Raw genomic sequence first — 20668 nt, forward strand, 5'->3', positions numbered from 1 at the left:
TCCATGTATTTAAGCGAGAGAAAAATTATTTTCTATTATTTATACAGTTTGCTTGTGCAAATATTGCAAACGGCCATAGGATTTTCCCTTAAAGAGATAGCTGGTTTATAACTTTATAATACAAAAAAAATCAGCAACACCATTTTAAGAAGTCAAAAATCCTTGGTAGGTAATAAGCGTAAAAATGAACATTCCTAATATAAATATCTCTTAGTAGGATGAACGTATTGACTCTTTGAATAGGATTTATTTTCCAGATAAAAACTCGTTATAGATAACGTCCGATAAAAACTTTTAGTGAGAGAATGGATTTTCTTACTACAAATATTTCTTATAACATAAAATTAACTATACACAATTTTATACATTATTCTAATTTGTTATTGTATTCGTTCCACGGAAAAAACATTAAAAATATAAAAAATTCTGTGGTAAATAAAACAAAAGACACGCAGTCGAATAAAATTATTGTGTAATAATAACAGTATATGCTCATTTCACATAGATAAGATAAAAAATAAACTCACATTTGTAAGAGAGCAAATCAACTTATAGGTTGCTAAATCCTTTATTAGATGGCAATAAGTTTAATCATCTCATTTTATCGCTATAGAATAAGATATTTCCTTATTATATAGCGATAATGTTAGCTAAATTTAAAATTTAGACTAGTCTTATACCTTTTTATATTAAATTGTACCCAAAAATTATTTTTTTTCAAAATTACTTAAAAATTAATTTATTAAATAAATCTTTACAAGATAGATTGAGTAAAATTTTATAATTTTAGAGCATAATTAACTTAGTAAGTAAATTAAAGAGACAATACTATTATTTAATCTTAACGTAAGCTTAAATGATAGTGGAATTAGGTCCTTTTCTTGTTTATGATTGCAAAGTGCATATTATCGATAAACACTATGAATAGATGTTTCTCTCGATTACATCATAAAAGTTACCATTTTCCTCAAAACCAATTATACAATAACGGTAGTAGTAAATATGATGGCATCATATATTGAATTTCTTCGAAATAGGGCACCATTGGTGCAAAATATTACTAATTTTGTTGCTATGAATATGGTGGCCAATGCTCAAATCGCGGTTGGCGCTTCGCCAGCTATGGTGCATGCTCTGGAAGAAGCAGCTGAGTTTACAAAAATTGCTGATGCATTGACAATAAATATTGGTACCGTTGATGCTTATTGGGAAAATTCGATGATTGCTGCTGCATCAATGGCTTCAACAATAAATAAACCTTGGGTACTAGATCCACTAGCCTTGGGTGCAACTAAATTTCGCCATCGATTAGCATCTCGTTTACTTGCAATTAAACCGACAGTATTGCGCGGTAACGCTTCGGAAATCATAGCACTAAATGGTATTTGGAAGCCACGCGGTAAGGGGGTGGATTCTAGCGATACCGTGGCAGACGCTGAAAATGCTGCTAGAAACTTAGCAAGATTTATTTCTGGAATAGTTGCAATTAGTGGAGAAGTTGATTTTGTAACCAACGGTGAGCGTTCAGTGCGAGTCTTTGGCGGTAGCCAGATTATGAGTAAGGTAACTGCAATAGGATGCGCGCTAACTGGCGTAATTGGCGCATTTCTAGTTGAACAAGAACCGTTTGGAGCTACAATTGCGGCTCACGCTTCCTTTAGCTACGCTGGTAATATTGCTGCTCAAAATTCACTCGGACCCGGTACTTTCAATTCCGCGATGATTGATGCTTTATACGCAATAAAATCATTTGAGATTGACGATGAAGTCAAAATTGAAGATGTTTGAATGTCAAACAGTTAATTTAATTCTATTCTATACTTTTATAAAAGTAACATTATGCTGCAGAGCTCAAGTACGAACTTAAGATCAAATAAAGAAACATTTATTTCTACAGCGTAATTTTAATAACCACAAAGGTAAATCAAAAATAAATGACTCTTGCAGTGCAAAATAGCATGTATCGTATCAAGATGCTTTTTGTAAAGCTAAGTAAAATTAAAATCAGCTAGTACATTTTATACATAAAAATGTATAACAAAATTGTTACGTTTGCTGTTAATTCAAGCTGTATTATACAATATATAGAATAAATTTATTCTATATATTGTATAATACGTAATATAAAATTCTTATTAAGAATAAGTGCTAAAAGAGTAATATTTATTACTCAAATAGATAAAATTTTTATGTAAATTTACTTTTAGAAGGTATACATTAAAATTTAAATTAAAGAAATTTTCTTTAATATTTAATGACCTATCAAAATGTTTTTTTTTAATTTCTATCTTAAGAATTTTCTTTTTAAAATTATATTTTAGTAATGTATTAATTTAATGTGGAAATAGTAAATTTTTTGTGCTTATTATCATGCTAATTTAAGCTATTATACTTAATAATTAGATTTATTTTCTGCAGTAACAGAAATAATTTGTAGATGAAAAAGGATTATGATTTTTGTTATCAATTGTCAGCAAATTAGTATATGACTTCATTAAGAACCATCTGAATCAATTGCTAAAGTTGTTTTAAACTAAAAAATTAGCTAAATAAAATAAAGCTAATCTAATAGCAAAATTCATACAAAAGTTTTTTTTGCTATAATTAGGTAAGGTAATTTGTTAAATCTTATTATACATATAACAACCGAGCGCTTTATTAGCTGGTAGCAGTATTAAATCAAAAATTTTAATTTTTAAAATAATTCAACATAAAAAGCTTTACTTTTGTAAAAGTAACAAAAGGTAAGTTTAATTATGGCAAGAAATTAATTATCAACCTTGGACAGAAAAATTATCTATAAAAAGTGTAATTTATAAATTGTACTATTTCACAATCAATAATACAAATTAATTAATTCCATAAAATTTAAACCGAAACAAAAGTTATATATTTACAATTAAAGAAAGTAAACCATACGTATTAGTACACTTAAAAAGTGAAAATAAATTAATACTTCCGTTCTTTCCTCCTAATGTTAAAACAATACAATATTTAAATTCTTTATTACAGGTTTATATTATTATGGATCCCATTCTATACAAATAATCATTTCATTATCCATATCAGCAAACAACAAATTCTTCTTACTAAGACAGTCAGAAAAAATAAAGCCAAATAAGAAGCCCCGTTAATCAAAATTTACCGGGGCTTCTTATATTTATCGCTAATTAAGCTTAAAAGGCTTAAGTAGCTGACAAATTACCAGCAAAAACCTTATTTCGACGCGGGTCAGATTGTAACTCGTATGAGATCTTTTGGCCCTCATTCAGACTATGCATTCCGGACTGTTCAACAGCACTGATATGCACAAAAACGTCCGCACCGCCATCTTCCGGCTGAATGAATCCATAACCCTTGGTGGTGTTGAACCACTTCACCGTACCAGTGGCCATAACTGTAGCTCCTTTCATATTAACGTTGATTGGTATTCAGTCCGCCAGCTCAGGTTCCGGAGAATGGAATTCCTGTCCTTTGCCGCTGCGGTGGTTTGCGACCAGCAAATCGAACAATCCCAGAATTAATCTCCTTCTTGCTCAAGGATTGCTTTATCTGGGAATTTTTGTCATTTAGCTTCTTCTGGCGCTTACCTTTTTTGAGGGCATATTTCGATCGATTAACGCCCTTATTTGTAGGCTGTTTCTGATAACTTTCATCAAAAATTTGTTGTTTCAGATAATTCTTATCATGGACTCGTCGTAAATTACTAATACAGCGGTGACGATCGTACTTTACTTCTTTTTCAGCAGATCTAGTAAAACGCGATCTTCGCGTGCAAAAATCAACAGTTTTGTCAGCAACAAGAGATCGACCAATAAGGCGCTCTATAGCAGTAAGCAATTCCATTTCTCCATCATCTACTAAAGATATAGCAACACCCTCCGCGCCAGCTCGACCTGTACGACCGATTCGATGAACATAACTTTCTGGGACAATAGGTAATTCATAGTTCACTACATGAGTCACACCAATGACATTAATACCACGAGCAACAACATCCGTTGCAACTAATATTTTCGATTTACCTGTTTTAAAAGTATTCAGTACACACTCTCGCTGAGCATGGGTTTTGTTACCATGAATAGCTTCACTTGCAAAACCAGCATTGCTCAAACATCGAGCGATATGATCAGCACCTCGCTTAGTTCGTGTAAAAACAATGGCACGTTTAACCGTAACATCTGATAATATCTTGATTAGCGCTTTACTTTTACTGGAGCGAGATACTTGCACAACACTCTCGCGGATTAGCTCAATTGGAATAGAAGCTGGCGCTACTGCTATCTCAGAGACATTGGTCAAAAAGTCCTTAGCCAAAGCACGAATCTGAGCAGACATAGTTGCAGCGAATAACAACGTCTGCCGTTTCTTCGGTGTCATTGCTAATATATTGCGTACGGCTGGCATAAAACCCAAATCCAACATTTGGTCTGCCTCATCCAACACAACAACCTCAGTATTGCCAAGATCTATAGTACCTGACCTAATATGATCAAGCAATCGACCTGGCGTAGCTACCAAAAAATCAACCCCTGGGGCACATTTGCGAATTTGCACGCAAGACTTTGCACCACCAATAATAACAGTGGAGCGCAGATGTAATTTTTTACCATAGATCAAAACAGCTTTATGGATCTGAGTTGCTAGTTCGCGAGTTGGAGAAAGTACTAATACTCTAGTGCATTTTGGTTTTGCTATACGACCAGCTTGATCCAGCTTACTGAGCAAGGGTAAAAGAAAAGCAGCAGTCTTGCCTGTGCCTGTCTGTGCAACAGCAACAACGTCGCGCCCCTCAAGAATCAAGGGTATAGCTTTAACTTGTATAGGGGTTGGTGCGTCATATCCTTCGGACAAAACAGCCTGAATTACAGCCTTAGCCAAACCGAGAGCATTAAAGTTAGTCAAATGATATCTTTCACTCTTCATTCATCCCGCCACACCAGACGGTATCCAAACTTTCTAATCGAGACACGCCAAAAAATTTACCCAAATAAACGTATCATTAACAGCAAAGGTTAAATAATACTTTGTAGATTATATTAGTAATATGTTGACCTCACTAAAGGTGACATTACTGAATCCCCGTCGCATCCTCCTTAGAATATAAATAACCCAGCTTTTTAGGGGAACATGGGCCTTGCAATCAGGATTGCAAGATAATTCGTAAATGTTGTTTTTTACTGTATAGCATTATATTCTTACCTAAGCAACTTTCTTAGTTAGCTTTATTCTAAAAAAAAATTAATATTTATTAGTATAATTAATATTAATTTTAGAAATCGCTATGTTTTTGCTATAATTTTAAAAGTAGAAAACAAAAAATCGTAACTTAAAAAAACGTCAGAGTGTTTATATTAAAAATCATTGGACTGCTTATACTTAAACATTTTTTTAATATCACTGTAAAATTACTAATTTATCTCATATTTGGCTTTAAAAAATAATCTATCATGCTATCTTAGTTGTTGTTGGATCATTAAAAGCATTCTAATAATCGCTTAACCTTTAAGGTTGATAGCTGTATTTTTTACAAATGATCGTTTTTAGAAAAAATCTGTTGCAAATACTAAAGTTTTAACTTCTAAAGTGACCAAAATCCAAGAATAAAAGGGTCGATTATCCTGCTAAAGTTCATAAAATAATACCATAAGCGAGTGATAGTTTAGCGCATTACTTAATAGCTAATCAAAGATTATTCGCAATTAGTATCGAATATAATTCAAATAATGAGAAGCATATTGAATTTTCTTATTAAAGAAAACATATTACTCGCTGTCTAACAACGAATCAATTAGATATAATTAAAATACCTAATATAGAGCAATATTAATCATCTTAACATTTGAATGTTTTATACAATAAAAAAACCAATCTTCGCTTAAAAAAATGCGAGATAATAAAAGTTTGTTTAAAAAAAAACATATTGTTTTTAGTTTATGAAGCAAATGGCAATTGTTTTATTAGCTATTCTAATTTGGACTAGACCAGCTGCTTCAATGCTTTCTACTCCCACCGTAGTATCTTTAGATTATTGTTCAGACCAATATGTACTAGAACTAGCCGATCGAATGCAAATTCGTGGAATATCCCAACAAGCTCAGGAACCTTTCTCTTATCATCGAAACCGGGCTACTGGCTTACCAATAATTAAGCCAATCGCCGAAGCTATATTAGCAACGGATCCAGAAATTGTCGTACATTCTTGGGCGGGAAACCAATACCTTACCTCTATACTAGCACGTGTTGGGATCAAGATTATTAATATTTCAAACTGTTGTGATTATCAGACAATCTTTTCCAATTTTATCAAAGTTGCTGAAGCACTTGATCAACCGGTAAGTTCAATAATTAGAGATCAAAAGTCTCTTATATTCACTTTAAAATCTCAACCAAAGTTGAATATGAGCGCTCTTTACATCACACCTAGCGGTACTACTGGCGGTATCGGCACCGAGATAGATGCAATGATTAAACTGGCCGGACTAAAAAACATGGCTGTCGACTTAGGTTATTTTGGTTGGCGTACGATCTCTTTAGAACAAATAATAACTAATCCACCTGATATATATATCGTTAGCTTCTTCAATGATGTTCAAGAAGTTTCTCACTCTTATTGGTCATCAGCAGGAAACCCATACATCTCAAGACTTATAGGTAAAATTCGAACAGTGTCAATACCAAGTCGATTTCTGTCTTGTAACGGAATGTTTTCTGTCAAGGCAGCCGAATACCTCCGCGCGTCCTTAATGCAATGATCCAGTTAAGGGAGATTAGTGATCGCGTATTACTAACCATTCTAACAATTATACTAGCAGCAATAGCAATAATTTCACTATGCTTAGGTCCAACAAAAATAACTATATTAGAGATATTATTCGCACTATTTGGCAGAGGCACGACTGTACAAAATATTATTATCCTTGAATTAAGACTTCCTAGAGTCCTGCTTGGTATTATGTTTGGGGGCATGCTAGGATTTTCCGGTGCAGCATTGCAAGGGCTTTTACGCAATCCACTAGCAGATCCAAGTTTGATAGGTGTAACGGCAGCAGCTAGTCTAGGAGCTGTGATTGCCATCGGTTTTGGTATGGCAGCTATCTCAGTAATAATTATACCTTTAGCGGCAATTATTAGCGCTACATTAGCAACTATGTTGCTTTTTATTATCGCTACACGAAACGATAACCTATTGGTGCTTATCTTAACCGGCATTAGCATTTCTAGCTTATCTACGGCACTAACTTCGCTTGCGTTTAATTTAGCACCAGATCCAATGACTTTACGTGATATGATATTTTGGTTACTTGGTTCGCTTGAAAATCGTACTACTGCCGACCTTATGATCTCTACCCCATTCGTGCTCCTAGGTTGGATTATCATGGCAACTGTTGGAAGAAGCTTAGATGCAATGAGTTTGGGTGAAGAAACTGTTAAATCACTTGGTATCAACGTAAAATTGCTAAGTTGGCGAATAATATTAGGTGTATCGATTTCGGTAGGAGCGATGGTTGCGGTATGTGGCGCGGTTGGTTTTGTTGGTCTTGTAGTACCGCACATACTCAGGCCATTCGTAGGATATCAACCAGGGCGATTGCTTATAGCAAGTGCACTGGGAGGTGCCATTCTGATCACATTAGCTGATTTGCTTACCCGTCTACCTAATGAAGGTAACCCAATTCAACTTGGTGTAGTAACTTCATTAATCGGCTCACCTATTTTTATCTGGATAATTCAACGATACCAAGTAAACAACGATACCAAGTAAACATTAAATAGCCAAACGGCTATTTAATGTTTACTAAGCCATTATAATGTTACTTATTTGTTAAGATTGATACTATAGAATTTAAATATATACGAAAAACCATTTAATAACAGATCCAGTTTAAGTTAAAAATAAATAAATTAGAAATATAACATACAAAAAAAATATTACAGTAAGTTAAGAAAATTAAATAATAAAACATTAGTATATTAATATGGTGTGATAGTTTAAAAAATTATTTGAGTATATAAATACAATAACATATTAAATTAATATGAAAAATAGTATAAAAACAATACCTTAATTATACTAGGCAGCAATATACGCAGTTTTAATTTTAGATTAATCAAATAATTCGATTAACAATAATATTACTAATCTAAGTAACAATTGAAAATTTTCTAAATAAAAAATCCAAGCATTTATTCCATAAACCCCTTCAAAGCTAGGAAAGTAATAAGGCAAAATTTTCAATTATTTTTTAGTTAACATTAGGTAATACTAATTTTTACAATTAATAATTCAAAGTTTTTTTTCACTTAGATAAGATTTACAAATTTTAAAGATCGTACTGGAATATTTCAAAACTAGTATTAGCAATAATGTCCACATTTGCAAAGGATTATATCAAATAGTTAAAACAAAGCATTATGTAAATTCTTTAATGGTAAATTAAAATACGTAAAAATTAAATTTAAATAATTAATTTACAAATTTTATCTTTATAAAGCATTCTATATTTTTCGCCAGGTGTATAATCCAGCTAGCGTATACATAGATTAATGGAGGTAGGTCTCAATAAGCTTTAAAATAAGATCATTCTTCTAATTAGATTGCCAATGGGGTCACAAAATTAATTGATTTATTTTTAGTCTAGATATTCTTAAGTTATGTAATAGGCAATATTGCTAGGAAAGCACAGAAATCAATTCTACAAAATATCAACTAGTCACACAGTACTAGTATTATGATTAGAAATAAAAATCTTTGTATAAAAAATATTTCTTTATAATTTCAAACTATTATGAATGAAGTTGACAATTCAAAGCTGTTAACAATCGCTCATTTAGCGATAATAGCAAATTAGAAATTTGAGTAATAATACTTATAAAAATTTTATTAGTTCATGATATGGTAATCAAAATATGTATAATATTATTGTGTAGTAATACTTCAAAAAAATTCTTCATAAGAAAATACTTATTTTGAATTTGATGCTTTGTTATTATAGTTATAAAATATTAAATAATAATAATATAACTTATCTATATAATATAACTAATCTATAAATTACAAATTACGCTTGGATTTAAATTACTGTAGAAATTTACTTCAGCATCAAAACAACCAATTATAAATTTTAATATGATTCTTAACATGGAATGGCTGTCTTTATAAGATCAAATTTTAATTTGAGCGCTAGTGCAGCAATTCTAAAGTATTCCCAACTTATCTTGGTACTCGCAATAAAACACAAATGCTGCTCGCGCAGTTGCTTAGAGCAGCATTTGTGTTTTATAATGTTCAATAGCATTGTATGCTTAAACTACCAAAACAAAATATAACTAAACCCACAATAATTGTTAGCTATTGTCGTAAAGAAATTCAAAACAAAAAACAGCTGTATTCTTGCTTAAAGAAAATCACTAACAATCTACCTAAACTTGCTAACATAAAACCAGGTTAAAATTTTGGTTATTGCAAATAGCTTAGCCTATTAGAAAAATAACAAATTATAAATAAATACATAGTATAACGTTTTTAAAGAACTTTACAAGGCATTACGCAGCTTTAGCGTCTTCGTTATCATAAGCATCAACTATAGTGACAAAAACTTCCATCGCATCTCGTATGCCTTCGATACCGTTGACAGTGACCAAAGCATCTTCGACGATAAAAGGAGCATCTTTCCAGATAGCTCCGTTGGCTTCAAGCTCCGCTCGAACATTTATAGATGATGTTACAGTACGTCCCTGTATTATTTCCTTTCGAGCTAACATTTTAGCAGCATCGCCAACAATAATAGTCGGCATGGAAGCACGTATAAAGGCTTTTAGAATACGACGACTATGCGGATCATTTATCATTTTATCTATTGCGTGCATGCCGCCGGGAATAATTAAACCATCATAATCAACTGACAATGTTTCGGCTAGATCGACATCTACCGGGAAAAAATGACCCCAAGAATCTTCATACCAACCATTAACCAAGCCATTCGCGCGCGATACCACTTTAGTAGTAGCGCCAGCTTCTATTAGCCTCTTCTGGGGTTCAGTAAACTCAATTTCATTAAACCCATTAGCGAGCATAACTGCAACAATACGCCCGCCTAGAAGCTTATCTGCCATGCGTTCCTCTTCATTAAGAATTTTATTGCTTATGGTTAAATCAGCCAAAAGCGTCAAGTAGTATTAGTCAACAAACAAAAAAGATAACAATTCAAAACTGTCAAAATCTCATAGATAAATACCTTAGCCAAGGTATGTACTTGAGATGGTTATTTCAATAAAAACCATACGTGTTAACAACAGTATATTATATCTCGTGTTAAATAAACTTTAAACTATTCTTCTTATTTTCAAGCTAAGCTTAAGTAATTCCACATTAATAGTAATAAACCATCGACTAAATAAAAAAATGCCTTAATACTATCGGAACCATAATCTATCTGGACAGTAATTTTTAACATCTGGATTGTATGACAACCGAGGAAAGTAATTCAAGAAGACAGCAGTATCTTTAATTAAAAATTATAATATATTATATATTGATAGTACATAAAAAATAATTTATTAGTAATTTTATTAACAATAACAAATTAATCACTAATCCTATACTGAAACAAGGAATGATAATCATTGGAATAAAATCTTATATAATCAATCAGAAATACTTTTTTACAAATAATACAAAGGTAAAGCTTTTGTGTAATTTCCCATGTAGCTTATTTGTTTAAGTAAAGTAGACAAATAGTTGTTTTGTGGAAAAGACAGTTTTTATGCAAAAATTTTGTGATGATACTACAATCATATTAATTATTTAAATAAATCTTACTTTATAATTTTGCTTATAGTTACGATATTTATAACAGTTTCCGCAAAAAAAATAATTGTTAAGACTTTAACCTGAGTTAAAAATTAGCTAATTATTACAATTTTGATTAATTAGCTCAAAATTTTACTAAATGACTTAATATTCTTAGTTAAGGATTTTTACGCAAAGTTAGATGAAGTTCATTGCAGCATATTATAGATTATCCCAATAACAACTAATTTATGGTGAAGATAAATTAGTTGTTAAAAAGTAAATTCTAATGCGGGGTTTAATTTTTAGGAGATCGAAGCGTTATTAGTGAATAATATATTTTCTACTTGTGATCTGATAGTAATGAACTCGCAAAATATGATTTTATAAACTACTTAGCTCATTAGTTTAATGCTATTCTTGTGATAGATTTCTTAAATAAAATATAATTTTTGCTTAAAGACTATTAGATTTTTGTGATCAATTTTTTTTGAAAAAATTTTTCTGCGTATTGATTAAATAATTTTTTATGCAAAAACTTATTTTGGTACAGTTTTACTTATATTACATCATATCAATACAATAAATTATCAAGCATTACTTAATTAAGTATTTTGTTGTTTAAAAAAAAACTGTAACTAATGAAAAATTTTAAGCTTTTCAAAATTAGCAAAGTTGTTTAATTTAATTAATTGGCCAATTAATTAAATTAAACAACAAGAAGCTTTCTAAGTACTCAATAATAATTTATAGGATAAAGAGTGTAAACACTATCTATGGTTAATTAAATTAATGCTATTTACTAGTAAAATCTAGTATAAATATCAATTATAAGGGTAATTATACATCAAGTCAGCAATTTTTACCTAATTATATTGATTCCTTAATTACTGCTAGAATACAAAATTTATCCTATTTTGTTTCATTAAGTCAATTCTATAATTGCAGTATATACCTGTTGTTATTGAATAACTATTCTTTAAAAATTTTTTATTACCATTGATAAAATAACTTTTATAAATAAGTTATTCATTTTATTAATATTAAATTAATTTATATTATATACTATAATGGCATACGTAAAGCACCATTAAAATTTAATTTTGATTAGCAATCATATGATAAAAACACAATTATAAGCAAAACACTCTAATATTTTTTGGTAAAACCAATTATGCTAAACACTATTATTTCATACTGAGTTATATTTTAAGATTAACAGATGCACAAATGCTTTTAATCTGAGCAGAATAATTTGCCTTAATATCAATCTTTTAACTTAAAGTCCTCATAATTATTTCAATCGATGATTTATAACTGAACGTATCAATCATCGTTTTATGTAAATACGCCATCAAACAAATAGCCTGCTAAGCAAATTATTGCTTTATAATTATGGTTGAATTTACAGTAATAGTTATCAACAATCAAATTGAAAATAAGATGGTAAATCGGCTAACAATGGATGTTTTGTATCTTTGTCAGACATGATTAACTTCAAGCCGTTCAGCGGCCATTTAATACCTATTGCTGGATCATTCCAAGCAATCCCTTTCTCGTGCTCTGGAGAATAAGAGGAAGTAACCTTATATATTACCTCGGTCTCTGGCTCCATTGTAATAAATCCATGAGCAAAACCAATTGGTACTAAAATCTGATTCTGAGCTATGGCTGATATCTCCACACCAACCCACCTACCATAGGTGGGTGAGCATTGGCGAATATCAACTGCTACATCGAAAATCTTACCTTTAATGACACGTACTAGCTTGTCTTGAGCAAATGGCGGTATTTGGAAATGCAGACCACGTAGGACACCTGTTTGTTTTGAACTAGAATGATTATCCTGCACAAAATCAAGATTTATTCCATTATTAGCTAGAGTTAGCTTGTTGTAAGTCTCCGATAAATGACCACGAGAATCTCTGAATTGCTTTGGAGTTATAATTTTTATCTCTGTGAGAGATAAAGATTCTATTTGCATAGCATATTCTCCTTAAATATAAGGAAGGCTTTAATGCGATTGCTTTAATGTTTTCGATCAAAATCCAAAATCAAATTTTTTTAGTCAATAATTAAGCATTATCTTAATTATTGACTTATTATAGCTTATATTTTTAATCGATCTGATGCAGATTAACCCAATCGCTGCAGTTGCAATCTTTATTTCTCCTAGCATACTATAATTTAAAAAATTTTAATTATAGTACTTTGCTCTTAGCTCGTATTCGTGTTGACGATTCTAAATATTGTGAAGTATGTAAGAACGCCCAAGCTGGAGGTTTCTGTTGCGCTAGTGCTTGTAAATTACTGTCTGAAACTCTTACCCTAGCAAATCGCTTAGCTGTTTGGCTTGCTAAAGAACTTAAGGAATATGTAGGACGATCAAAAACAGCAATCGCAACTGTATGAAAAATAAACAACCATCGTTTCCATCGATGAAATATTACTAAATTATCTGCTCCCATAATCCATACAAATGATATATTAGGGCAACGTAGGCGTAAAGTAGCAAGAGTATCCGCTGTATATTGGGTACCAAGGTGCAATTCGATATCCTTAACTTTAATGCGTGGATGACGCGCTATCGTCCTAGCACAGGCAACACGCTCAGCAAAAGTTGCCATGTCTTTTCTTGATTTCAGTGGGTTTTGTGGACTTACCAGCCACCAAACTTCCTTTAGTCTTAGTCGCTTCATCGCAGTTTTAGCAACATAGCGATGACCGTCATGAGCTGGATTAAAAGATCCTCCCATTAGCCCGACTGTGATTCGCCGTCTATCTGCTAAGGTATGAGGTAATTGAGTAATCTCTTTTAGCATACACACACTTATGTGGTCTTATACGCTCTAACAAAGGAGTTAGACTAGCAAAACAAGATTAATAGCCTTTAATAAGAATAATTAATAGATTTCTAAAGAATAGTTACATTAAAAATGTTAAGCAAACAAAGCTAATGCCGAATCTGACCACTTCCACGTACTAAGTATTTAAAACTAGTTAAATGTTCGGCACTAATTGGGCCGCGAGCATGTATACGCCCAGTAGAAATTCCAATCTCAGCGCCAAATCCGAACTCTCCGCCATCAGCGAACTGAGTTGAAGCATTGTGTAAAACGATAGCACTATCTACTTCAAGCAAAAACTTTTCCGCAGCTATTTTATTCTCAGTAACAATGCTATCTGTATGATGAGATCCGTGTGAGTTAATATGAGCAATAGCACCAGAAACGCCATCGACTAATGCAACTGACATAATAGCGTCAAGATACTCAGTTTCCCAATCAATCTCAGTAGCACTTTCCATATTATTACCTACAATCGCCTGTGCATTTTTATCACCACGTAACACACAACCAGCCATGCTAAGAGCTTCAGCTACTGGAGGTAATAACTTGGACGCTCCATCTCGGTCAATCAACAATACCTCAGCTGCGTTACATACCGAAGTACGACGCATTTTAGCGTTCACAGTTATAACTACGGCTTTTTCTAGATCAGCTTCGGCGTCAAGATATACATGACAAAGTCCACTTAAATGAGCTAACACAGGTACACGGCTTTCATTATGTACACGCTCAATTAGCGATTTTCCACCGCGAGGCACTATTACATCTACATATTGCGGCATAGTGATCAACTTACTTACAGCAATCCGGTCGTTAGTTGGAACTAATTGGATTGCATCTTTAGGTAATCCAGCTGATATCAAGCCCTGATGTATCGCTGCGGTAATGGCTTTAGCAGAATGATAGCTTTCCGATCCACAACGTAAAATCACTGAATTGCCCGCCTTCAAACATAAACCACCAGCATCAGCGGTTACGTTTGGTCGGCTTTCATATATAACACCAATCACGCCTATTGGCACACGAAGACACTCGAAATAAAGTCCGTTCGGCCGAGTCCATTTTTTTATAGTTAGACCAACCGGGTCAGATAGCTCCGCTATACTGTTTAGCCCGTTAGACATATCACTTATACGACTATCAGTTAGCAATAGCCTATCAATCATTGATTCTTTTAGTCCATTTTCTTTAGCTATAGAAATATCTCTGAAATTCGCGTTAAGAATCGTCGGCATTTCCTTCAACAGAGCAGTAGAAGCGTTACGCAAGGCTTGGTCCTTTTGCTCGGAAGAGGCATGAGCCAAGAACGCAGCAGCAATACGAGCGCGCTTACCTATATCCAACATAACTGCTTCTATCTCGTTTTCGGAAAAGTCTACTAACTCATTAACAAGGAAGTCTTTTGCAAAATCCATTATATTCAAACCTACTTAGGAATGCTGCATTCATTTAATACAAGATCATTTCTATGAACGATTTCATCTGAGCGATGGTAACCAAGGGTAGTTTCTATTTCACGAGATTTCAGTCCAGCAATTTGTTTTGCATCATGAGAGGCATAAGTTATTAGACCACGACCGCATAATGCACGATCAGGCGCATGTAATGTTACTACGTCACCTCTTTCAAAAGTACCAATTACCTCAATTACTCCAGCAGGTAATAAGCTTTTGCCAGCAATTAGCGCTTGTAGTGCGCCAGAATTAAGAATAAGCTGACCACGAGGATCAAGCGAACTAGCAATCCAGCGTTTACGAGTAGTCAAAGAGGAAGCAACCTCACAAAACCAAGTGCAACTTCCTGCACTATCAATGCGATAAATTGGGTTTGGTTCCAATCCGTTAGCTATAACCGTTTGACAGCCTGCAGCAGCAGCTATTTTAGCGGCGGCAAGCTTAGTAACCATACCACCAGATGTGTAGCTACTACCCGCATTACCAGCCATTGCTTCGATCTCAGCGGTTACATACTTGACCTCTGGTATATGACGAGCAGCAGCATTGCAGCGAGGATCAGAAGTATATAAACCATCTATATCTGATAAAATAATTAGAGTATCGGCGTTTGCCACCTGAGCTATTCTTGCGCTGAGCCTATCATTGTCGCCAAAGCTGCAACTAGTGGTCGATACTGTGTCATTTTCATTGATCACCGGCACTACCCCAAGTTTCAGCAAATCATTTATGGTGGAACGAAGATATAAATGAGGCCGCCTCTGTTCGGTATCATCCGTAGAAAGCAAAATTTGCGCTGTAGTTATACCATTATGAAACATTACTTCTTGATAGGCATGAGCCAACATAATTTGGCCGATGGCAGAAGTAGGTCGCCTTGCTTTAAGCTTTGATCGAATGTGATTAATACGTAATCGATGGCAGCCGAGAGCCACAGCTCCGGAAGAAACAATCAAGACCTCTATCCCCGCATGTCGCAGGCGATTAACATCAGCTGCCAAAGATTCCATCCAGGCCGTACGGACTAAGCCACTTTTCTTATCTATTAGTACAGCTGAGCCAATTTTGATCACTATCCTACGAGATCTATAAATCCTGTGATCAGAGGCAGTGATGTTCATTATGGGGGCACTGTTCATGGTAACCACATACGATGTCTTTTTTGATCTTTAGCTTCCTCATTACTCGCTTTTTGCCTGTCAATGTTAACACGAATGCGATCTATTAACTTCTTCAAAACATACCTTACTCCTTGACCAGAAGCACTAGACAAAGCGATAGGACGCTCACAAATTTCCTCTTGAAATAGGTCCTGTAAAGCCTTCACAGCATACTCAGCAAGGGCATCAATTTTGCTAAAAACTAAAATTTCTGGTTTGCTTTCTAATTGTGAGCCATAAGCCTTAATTTCTTCTCGCACAATCTTCCAATCATCCAGCGGATTGCTGCCTGTAGCATCAATTAAATGAAGCAAGACAGTGCAGCGCTCAATATGGCCTAAAAAGCGATCTCCCAGCCCTTCCCCCATATGAGCACCATTGATCAATCCTGGAATATCAGCTAAGACAAACTCGTCATCACCGATGTTAACAACACCAAGGTTAGGATGGATAGTAGTAAACGGATAACTTGCAATCTTTGGTTTAGCAGCACTCACAGTCGATAAAAAAGTAGATTTACCGGCATTAGTCAAACCAATTATTCCAGCATCAGCAATTAATTTTAAGCGCAACCAGATCCACATCTCTTGGCCTTGCCAACCTAACGTTGTTTTACGTGGAGCTCGATTAGTGGATGACTTAAAGTGTGCGTTTCCAAAGCCACCATCTCCACCACGCGCAAGGACTATTTGCTGTCCTATCCTAGTCATATCAGCTAATAAAAACTTATTTTTTTCGTCCCAAATTTGAGTGCCAAGCGGAACACACAACGTAACATCTTTACCAGACTCACCAGTCATATTCCTGCCCTTACCGTGATGACCGTTCATGGCTTTAAAATGCTGCTGATAACGAAAACTAATTAATGTATTCAACGATCCTACGCATTCTAGTATTACATCACCGCCTCGTCCCCCATTGCCACCGTTTGGCCCTCCAAATTCCAAATAAGCTTCACGTTTAAAGCTTAAACAGCCATTGCCCCCGTTACCGCTACGGATGAATATCTTGGCTTGATCAAGGAATTTCACATGAACCACTTAGTAATAATTCATCAAACGGAAACGAAAAATTATAAACTAGGGTAAAACTAACAGTAAAATATTCTATTAAATAAAGCTCTAGAGTTCTTCATGACCTATTTTCAATATTAATTTACTGTTACAACATTAATATAAGATCGGTTACGTGTGTGGCGAAACTCAACCTTGCCCTTAGCTGTAGCGAAAATCGTGTGATCTTTTCCTATACCAACATTATTTCCGGGGTGAAACTTAGTACCTCGCTGACGAACCAAAATATTACCAGGAATAACTAATTCACCACCAAACTTTTTAACACCTAAGCGACGACCTTCAGAGTCACGGCCGTTACGAGAGCTGCCACCTGCCTTTTTATGAGCCATCGATGCGATACCTTTCGATTTAACTAAGCGCCAGCATTGATGCCTATCACACGCAAAACAGTAACATTTTGTCGATGACCGTGCGTACGTCGATGATTTTTCCGACGCTTTTTCTTAAAAACTATAATCTTTGGATCTTTACGCTGGTCTAAAACTTCACATGCAATTGAAGCACCGAATACTAATGGCGAACCAACGGTCAGTTGACTATCAGTATTGATCAATAGAATCTCATTAATCTCAACCTTTGTCCCAATAACAGCTTCAATATGTTCAACCTTAATAATATCGCCATAGGCAACTCTATACTGCTTACCGCCAGTTTTAACGACAGCTAACATTAATTAGATCCTAACACAGAATTTATTATTCCCTTGTTTTATAAAAGTATTGATTTAATATGAAATAGGTACAGAACAAAACACATAACCCTAATTTAGACATGACAAACTAAAATATTGACCTATGGTGATTGCATGTATCATTATAAATGAGTTTTCTAAAATACTGTAGAAGATATTCAGTGTCAGCCTTTTGAGTAATCAATATAATAATCGATTACAAACTTAAAAAAGTATTTTTACAATAAGCTTTTCAAAAGCTGAAACTGTTATATATTTCGATCAATCTCCATTACAACTTAATTATCAGGGAATATAACTGCATTTATTATAGTATGCTGGTAACAAAGAGCATGTGAACTGTAAAATGCTTATTTTAATTGCGCGATATATTCTGTGAAATAAAGCTATTTAAGCAGCATCTTCTTTAACACAATAAAGTTCACTATTTTAAGATATAATGAACATCATGAATCATGAACTTATTGAGTAATTTACAAAAAAGGAATTCAGCTATTTTCACGCGGTGAATTAGCAAACTAAACCCTGAAAAATTCAAATATTTAACTGTGCTAATTGTTCTTAAATAACATCTTTAACTATTATCTTCTAAAATAAATACTACTTGTGTAGGTATACTTTACTGTAATAAATTAATCAAATCTAAAAATTATTAAATTTTGATTCTTTTCTAATTTAAATATATTATTTAAAATATTTTTGTTTGTTAATTAAATTTTTTAAAGAATACTACAATGATTAATTTATTTAGTTTTATAGTGTTGCCGTCACTTACATTAATATAATCGCTCTAGCAAGTTGCTTGAAGACTAATACACTGTATAACAGGACAGTTTCATTAGTTTACAGAATATTCCTGACTAGAGTTTTGTGGAGAGGTGCCGGAGTGGTTGAACGGGGCGGTCTCGAAAACCGTTGTGAGTGTGAGCTCACCGAGGGTTCAAATCCCTCTCTCTCCGCCAAAATATTTTTGACTAATGATGTTAGAACACAGACAGCAGACAGTTAAAATATATCACATAATCGGTAAAAACTTGTAATCATCATAATCTATCTATTTAGGAATATTTATGACTATATAAATATTTATTGATTAGCTGATTATATAATGTCGCTTAGCAAATCCATAGAACAGTAATTAACAAAGATAATTGATCTAGCTAATAGTTTAAACAAAACAATTACTAATTGAATTTAGCATTTAATTTAAATTGTTTAATTGTATTCAAAAATTTTACAACTTAATTTGTAACGATGATTAATATTCATTAATATATTCAATGAATTATTACTTTTAGCAAATAGACACTGCTTTTCTACATTCAAAAAATGTGATTAATAGCTAGCCTTTCTTTCTACAAAGAAATCATATTGTTTGAGCAAATGCATATACAAAAAATAAAAAACCTTATTTGATTATCTTCCTTGATTTTAAATTGTAAACAAAGCTTTTCTTTAAAGCTGTTTAGTTTAGGGGTACAAAAGTACCCTTAACTTGTTTGTTGAGAAGAGTTTATAATAAGCATTAAAAAAATTTTATTATTTGCGTAAGTTTTTTTTGAGATAAAGATTATTGCTTTAAAAAGCAAATTGACCTAAGACCAACAATAAGATTAACAAATAAATTGTTTTGAAATTTAGTAAACCTAATTAAGTATTTTATACAAAATAGAATGCAACTTACTTGACTGGCAAATGCTCTGATCGATAATAGATTATGACAAATCTTCAATTTTAAACAGCCCTACTAAAAATACACTAAAAGAAAGAGAATCATTAAAAGTATGAAACATAAAATTAAAATCTATCTCTTGATATTTAAACTAATTTTGATCGTGAATTAATGATCTTTTTGAATAAAAAGTCTGATATATCTAACAATCAAAAAGTACATAAAAAAGACAACAAATTAAATTTTATGACAATCAACTAGCTATTCACATAGCATAAAAGAATAAGGTTAATCCGATTACATTTGACAAAAACATCGGATGTTTATATTTGCAACGATAGACTGCATTGCCTTGCAAAAGCTTTTATTATTAACGTTATGCTAGGATACTAGAATAATGATTTTTACTTTTTGTATAAATTATAAACCATGCTATAAGGTTAAATAATAATAATTAAATATTCGATAATTATGAATTACTATTGATTTTTAATCAAGCTTGAGACAGTCAACTTAATCAACGATTATATGTATTTTTTATTAAAATTTTCTTACTAATCAAATATGCTTTAAGCTTAGGGGTATATATAGTATACTGTACATGTTATATGTATTTGATGTTTAGTTAGTTAAAATTATCCCAATATTTAGACTAGTATTCAACTAGCTGTTTGGCTATTAGCATACTAACAATAGAGTTGTAATAAATAAAAGATAGTTACGTTAACTAATAAAATTAAATACTTTCCCCAATCATATCGATTGTATGCTTAGTATAGCGTAAGTAGTATACTGACTAATATAAAGTAATAAAAAATTAATTACTTTATATGTTTTGCAATAAATAAATCTAACAAAATTATTTGATCTTCACTTTAGTTAATGCATTTAATAATCTAATTATGGGATAGAAAATAGAATTTTTCTAAAATTAGATCGTTTTCTATTTGTCTAGATTAGCATTTTATTTGGTA

Annotated in this window: 13 protein-coding genes and 1 tRNA gene; 4 read left to right on the forward strand and 10 right to left on the reverse strand. The window is 32.8% G+C overall.

Annotated elements, in window-relative coordinates:
• The first annotated feature begins 1002 nt into the window (after window positions 1-1002).
• Entirely contained in the window at window positions 1003-1788 is a 786-nt protein-coding gene (gene thiM, locus A1OE_RS02840; RefSeq protein ID WP_015088700.1) for a hydroxyethylthiazole kinase, read from the forward strand.
• Window positions 1789-3185: 1397 nt separating this feature from the next.
• On the opposite strand, the gene A1OE_RS02845 is transcribed toward thiM, so the two are convergent.
• Entirely contained in the window at window positions 3186-3395 is a 210-nt protein-coding gene (locus A1OE_RS02845) for a cold-shock protein (RefSeq protein WP_044283398.1), read from the reverse strand.
• A gap of 49 nt (window positions 3396-3444) precedes the next feature.
• Window positions 3445-4926 carry a DEAD/DEAH box helicase gene (locus tag A1OE_RS02850; protein WP_015088702.1) on the reverse strand — a complete coding sequence of 494 codons (1482 nt, stop codon included), beginning with the start codon at window positions 4924-4926 and terminating at the stop codon, window positions 3445-3447.
• Between the two features lie 1019 nt (window positions 4927-5945).
• Here A1OE_RS02850 and A1OE_RS02855 point away from each other — a divergent pair.
• Window positions 5946-6755: an ABC transporter substrate-binding protein gene (locus A1OE_RS02855; protein WP_148276842.1), complete on the forward strand. Its 810-nt coding sequence runs from the start codon at window positions 5946-5948 to the stop codon at window positions 6753-6755.
• Window positions 6752-7765: a FecCD family ABC transporter permease gene (locus tag A1OE_RS02860; RefSeq protein WP_015088705.1), complete on the forward strand. Its 1014-nt coding sequence runs from the start codon at window positions 6752-6754 to the stop codon at window positions 7763-7765. The genes A1OE_RS02855 and A1OE_RS02860 overlap by 4 nt, the downstream gene beginning before the upstream one ends.
• Before the next feature lie 1781 nt (window positions 7766-9546).
• On the opposite strand, the gene A1OE_RS02865 is transcribed toward A1OE_RS02860, so the two are convergent.
• The 8 genes from A1OE_RS02865 to rplU form a co-directional block, all read right to left on the reverse strand.
• On the reverse strand, window positions 9547-10116 hold the full coding sequence (locus A1OE_RS02865; RefSeq protein ID WP_044283268.1) for a DJ-1/PfpI family protein: 570 nt from the start codon (window positions 10114-10116) through the stop codon (window positions 9547-9549).
• 2096 nt (window positions 10117-12212) lie between these two features.
• Window positions 12213-12776, reverse strand: coding sequence for a dTDP-4-dehydrorhamnose 3,5-epimerase (gene rfbC, locus A1OE_RS02870; RefSeq protein ID WP_015088710.1), 564 nt, complete (start codon window positions 12774-12776; stop codon window positions 12213-12215).
• Between the two features lie 217 nt (window positions 12777-12993).
• On the reverse strand, window positions 12994-13614 hold the full coding sequence (locus A1OE_RS02875) for a nicotinate-nucleotide adenylyltransferase (RefSeq protein ID WP_015088711.1): 621 nt from the start codon (window positions 13612-13614) through the stop codon (window positions 12994-12996).
• Between the two features lie 131 nt (window positions 13615-13745).
• A complete protein-coding gene (locus A1OE_RS02880; protein ID WP_015088712.1) occupies window positions 13746-15056 on the reverse strand; it encodes a glutamate-5-semialdehyde dehydrogenase in 1311 nt (436 codons plus the stop codon).
• An 11-nt stretch (window positions 15057-15067) separates the two neighbouring features.
• On the reverse strand, window positions 15068-16234 hold the full coding sequence (gene proB, locus A1OE_RS02885) for a glutamate 5-kinase (protein ID WP_015088713.1): 1167 nt from the start codon (window positions 16232-16234) through the stop codon (window positions 15068-15070).
• The gene (gene obgE / locus A1OE_RS02890) at window positions 16231-17295 is read right to left on the reverse strand and encodes a GTPase ObgE (RefSeq protein ID WP_320408555.1); all 1065 of its coding nucleotides are present in this window, start codon (window positions 17293-17295) and stop codon (window positions 16231-16233) included. The genes proB and obgE overlap by 4 nt, the downstream gene beginning before the upstream one ends.
• Window positions 17296-17405: 110 nt before the next feature.
• Window positions 17406-17660, reverse strand: a complete 255-nt coding sequence (rpmA, locus tag A1OE_RS02895; RefSeq protein ID WP_015088715.1) for a 50S ribosomal protein L27 — start codon at window positions 17658-17660, stop codon at window positions 17406-17408.
• Window positions 17661-17683: 23 nt separating this feature from the next.
• Window positions 17684-18001 carry a 50S ribosomal protein L21 gene (gene rplU, locus A1OE_RS02900; RefSeq protein WP_015088716.1) on the reverse strand — a complete coding sequence of 106 codons (318 nt, stop codon included), beginning with the start codon at window positions 17999-18001 and terminating at the stop codon, window positions 17684-17686.
• A gap of 893 nt (window positions 18002-18894) precedes the next feature.
• Between rplU and A1OE_RS02905 the strand changes: the two genes are divergently transcribed.
• Window positions 18895-18984: transfer RNA gene (locus A1OE_RS02905), tRNA-Ser, on the forward strand.
• Window positions 18985-20668: the final 1684 nt, after the last annotated feature.

The organism is Candidatus Endolissoclinum faulkneri L2, assembly GCF_000319385.1.
Classification (GTDB): Bacteria; Pseudomonadota; Alphaproteobacteria; order Thalassobaculales; family Thalassobaculaceae; genus Thalassobaculum; species Thalassobaculum faulkneri.

Coding starts and splice junctions, on each gene's coding strand:
- rplU (WP_015088716.1), bottom strand. CDS start 18,001: ATGTTAGCTGTCGTTAAAACTGGCGGTAAGCAGTATAGAGTTGCCTAT.
- thiM (WP_015088700.1), top strand. CDS start 1,003: ATGATGGCATCATATATTGAATTTCTTCGAAATAGGGCACCATTGGTG.
- A1OE_RS02865 (WP_044283268.1), bottom strand. CDS start 10,116: ATGGCAGATAAGCTTCTAGGCGGGCGTATTGTTGCAGTTATGCTCGCT.
- A1OE_RS02845 (WP_044283398.1), bottom strand. CDS start 3,395: ATGGCCACTGGTACGGTGAAGTGGTTCAACACCACCAAGGGTTATGGA.
- A1OE_RS02875 (WP_015088711.1), bottom strand. CDS start 13,614: ATGCTAAAAGAGATTACTCAATTACCTCATACCTTAGCAGATAGACGG.
- A1OE_RS02855 (WP_148276842.1), top strand. CDS start 5,946: ATGGCAATTGTTTTATTAGCTATTCTAATTTGGACTAGACCAGCTGCT.
- proB (WP_015088713.1), bottom strand. CDS start 16,234: ATGAACAGTGCCCCCATAATGAACATCACTGCCTCTGATCACAGGATT.
- A1OE_RS02880 (WP_015088712.1), bottom strand. CDS start 15,056: ATGGATTTTGCAAAAGACTTCCTTGTTAATGAGTTAGTAGACTTTTCC.
- A1OE_RS02860 (WP_015088705.1), top strand. CDS start 6,752: ATGATCCAGTTAAGGGAGATTAGTGATCGCGTATTACTAACCATTCTA.
- rpmA (WP_015088715.1), bottom strand. CDS start 17,660: ATGGCTCATAAAAAGGCAGGTGGCAGCTCTCGTAACGGCCGTGACTCT.
- A1OE_RS02850 (WP_015088702.1), bottom strand. CDS start 4,926: ATGAAGAGTGAAAGATATCATTTGACTAACTTTAATGCTCTCGGTTTG.
- rfbC (WP_015088710.1), bottom strand. CDS start 12,776: ATGCAAATAGAATCTTTATCTCTCACAGAGATAAAAATTATAACTCCA.